At 64.2% G+C, this 307-nt stretch carries 1 protein-coding gene; it reads left to right on the top strand.

Features of this window, described 5'->3' with window-relative positions; genetic code table 11:
- Window positions 1-307: phage major capsid protein (locus tag IH48_RS0132700; RefSeq protein ID WP_030913235.1), on the top strand; the 307-nt coding region annotated here is incomplete at both ends.

The following is a 307-nucleotide window of genomic DNA, read 5'->3' as shown; positions in this document are numbered from 1 at the left end:
TCGGGACAACCTGACGATCCTGGACCTGATCAGCCGCGGCGAGACGGCCGGGAACTTCGAGTATCTGCAGGTCACTGGTGTGACCCGCAACGCTGCCGTCGTGCCGGACGAGATCCTGCCGGGCGACGCCAACGTCAAGCCCACCAGCACGATCCAGACCGAGCTGGCCGACGCGAAGGTCTACACCTACGCGGACGGCTACGACGTCACCAACCAGCTGCTCTCCGACGCCCCGGCGCTCGCCTCGTACATGGACAACGAGCTGGAGTATTCGCTGGACTACGTCATCGAGGACAAGCTGCTGAAC

It is taken from the genome of Streptomyces sp. NRRL F-5126 (genome assembly GCF_000721265.1).
Classification (GTDB): Bacteria; Actinomycetota; Actinomycetes; order Streptomycetales; family Streptomycetaceae; genus Streptomyces.
Note: the sequence above shows the minus strand (reverse complement) of the source record. Positions and strands in the feature narration are given on the sequence as shown.